The sequence below is a fragment of the Desulfobacula sp. genome (genome assembly GCF_021107415.1).
The window spans coordinates 1-2,739 of record NZ_JAIOSW010000130.1 but is presented as its reverse complement, the minus strand read 5'-3'; the positions used below and the strand labels follow the sequence as shown (position 1 = coordinate 2,739).

Genomic DNA, 2,739 nt, shown 5'->3' with positions numbered 1-2,739 from the left:
TCTGGGAACAGTGGGGTCTCGGATGATCACAGGAGACAATACCAGGTACCCCGCTATTGCCGATATTGGCCGCAGACATAAACGAGTCAGCCGCCACATTCAGGCCCACCATTTGCGTGCAGCAGCAGGCCCGTTTGCCGGAAATAGCTGCGTCAAACTCATTGTCAAAGTCTACCTTTTCATTGATAGACCTTTCAATACTGGTATTCAGATTGGCGGCTTTGGAAAACCGGACAACCTCGGGAAGGATTTCCGAAGACGGGGTCCCGGGGTATGAGGTCATGATCTGGCATCCTGCCTCTAAAATACCAAGGGCCATGGCACCGTTTCCTAATAAAAACTCTTCTTTCCCTGATAAAAGCTTTTCTTGCATTGTTGAATCCTTAAAATTTAGGTTTTTGGAAAGTTTCAGGGTAGATCTTATCTACCTATGATGGTCCGTCCGATAATCATTTTTTCGATTTCCTTTGCCCCTTCATAGATTTCAAGGACTTTAGCCGCCCTGTAAAAACGTTCGATATCATAATCATCAAAATATCCATATCCGCCGTGGAGCTGAAGGGCCTCGTCAACCACTTCAACGGCAATGCGTGAGGCATACATTTTTGCCATGGCAGTAACGTTTGTATCGGCCTTCCCGTTATCAAGCAGCCAGGCAGCCTTGTACATAACGTTTCTGGCCAGTTCAATTTTTACTGCCATATCAGCAATTTTAAACTGGACGCCCTGGAAACTGCCGATGGGCTTTCCAAACTGTTTTCGTTCTTTGATATGCTTGACAGCCATATCTAAGGCCCCCTGGGCAAGTCCGACACCATGGGCACTGACATAGGCGCGGCTTCTGTCAAAAAAGGCCATGAGCTGATGAAATCCCTGCCCGCGGGTTCCCAGAAGGTTTTCTTCGGGCACACGGACATCGGTCAGATAGATGGCAGCTGTGTCTGAACAGCGTAATCCCATTTTACCGTGCATGGGCTCGGCCTTGTATCCTTGCCTGTCAGTCTCAATAATAAATATGCTGTGACGTTTGGATCTGGCAGCATCGGGATCAGTTACGGCAAAAACCAGCATAAAAGTCCCCTTGGTTCCATTCCCAATCATGACTTTTGACCCGTTAATGACCCATTCGTTGCCTTCTTTCACGGCTGCTGTGCTGGCTGCCAGCGTATCGGAACCTGCATCGGGTTCTGTTATGGCAAACCCCATCACAGCATCCCCTGTGAAAATAGGCTCAAGAAATTTTTTACCCTGTTCGTCTGTACCGAAAAGCAGGAATTCTTCTGCACCGAACGTTAAAGAGCAAAGCTGCTGACTGATACCGGGGTCCACTTTCCAGAACTCTTCCATGACCATGGCCTGCTCAAGATAACCCAGGCCAGGGCCGCCGAATTTTTCAGGAATGAAAAGCCCGATAAGATCCAGTTCTCTTGCTTTTTTTACAATATCTTCAGGATAGGTTTCATTTAAATCAAATTCACGGCCCACGGGTGCCATTTCCCCTATGGCAAATTCTCTGGCGGCTTTTTGAATATATTGTTGTTCCTTTGTCAGTAAAAAATCCATCTGTGTCTCCTAAATTATAAAGGTATATTTCCGTGTTTCCTGAAAGGCTCTGGCCGTTTCTTGTTTTTCAGCATTCTCAGCCCCTGTATGATCTGGGTCCGGGTTTCAGACGGCTCGATAATCCGGTCCACCAGCATATTGGAAGCGGCATGAAACGGATTTGAATATTTGTAATTATATTCTTCAATTTTCTGTGTCTTAAAGCTATCCGGGTCATCGGCTGCCAGGATTTCTTTTCTGTATATGATATTGATGGCGGCTGCGGTATCCAGTACAACGAGTTGGGCAACCGGCCAGGCCATCATCAGATCCACCCCCATTCCGGCACAGCACATGGCCATGACAGCCCCTCCGTATTCTTTTCTCAATGCCAGTGTGATCTTTGGCACTGTGGCTTCTGCATAGGCATACAGCATTTTAGCACCATGACGGATGATACCGGCATGTTCCTGGTCAACCCCGGGAAAATATCCGGGCACATCCACTAAATTCACCAAAGGGATATTAAAGCAGTCACAGAACCTGATAAACCGTGCCGCCTTGTCCGAGGAATGATAATCCAGGCATCCGGCCTTGACAGACGGCTGGTTGGCAACGATTCCCACGGTATCTCCGTCAAGGCGTGCCAGGCCCGTAATAATGCTGGGAGCAAATTCAGGCAAGATTTCTAAGAATTCATTATTGTCCGTAATCTCGGTAATAACCTTATGCATATTATAGGCTTTTTTAAACTCTGCCGGTACAATTTCTGTCAGGGTGTCATTTTTTCTTTTTGGATCATCGTCGCAGGGGCGGAAAGGGGGTACTTCATCATGATTGGATGGCAGAAAGCTTAAAAGATATCGGATCAGCTCAATGCTTTCCTGATCTGTTTTTGTGACAAAATGGGCCTGTCCTGTAACGCGGCTGTGAACATCGGCGCCGCCAAGTTCCTCCAGGTTCACGGTTTCCCCTGTCACATCATAGATGACTTTGGGACCGGTGATGACCATCTGGCTTTGCTTTTCCACCATGATGATAAAATCCGTCAATGCCGGTGAATATACAGACACGCCGGCACAGGGCCCCATGATGCAGGATATCTGGGGGATTACCCCGGATGCAGCCGTATTCCGGAAGAACATGCCGGCCACTCCCTTGGAGGCAAAAAAACCTTCATGAAGCCTTCCCCCGCCG

2 protein-coding genes and 1 pseudogene are annotated in these 2,739 nt (G+C 47.9%); all 3 read right to left on the bottom strand.

The annotated features are described in order from the left end of the window. Positions 1-373 (bottom strand): annotated as a pseudogene (locus K8S13_RS06865) (indolepyruvate oxidoreductase); the annotation flags it as partial. Between the two features lie 47 nt (positions 374-420). After that, positions 421-1,563, bottom strand: coding sequence for an acyl-CoA dehydrogenase family protein (locus tag K8S13_RS06860; RefSeq protein ID WP_291461472.1), 1,143 nt, complete (start codon positions 1,561-1,563; stop codon positions 421-423). Positions 1,564-1,577: 14 nt separating this feature from the next. Continuing rightward, positions 1,578-2,739: acyl-CoA carboxylase subunit beta (locus K8S13_RS06855; protein ID WP_291461471.1), on the bottom strand; the 1,162-nt coding region annotated here is incomplete at its 5' end.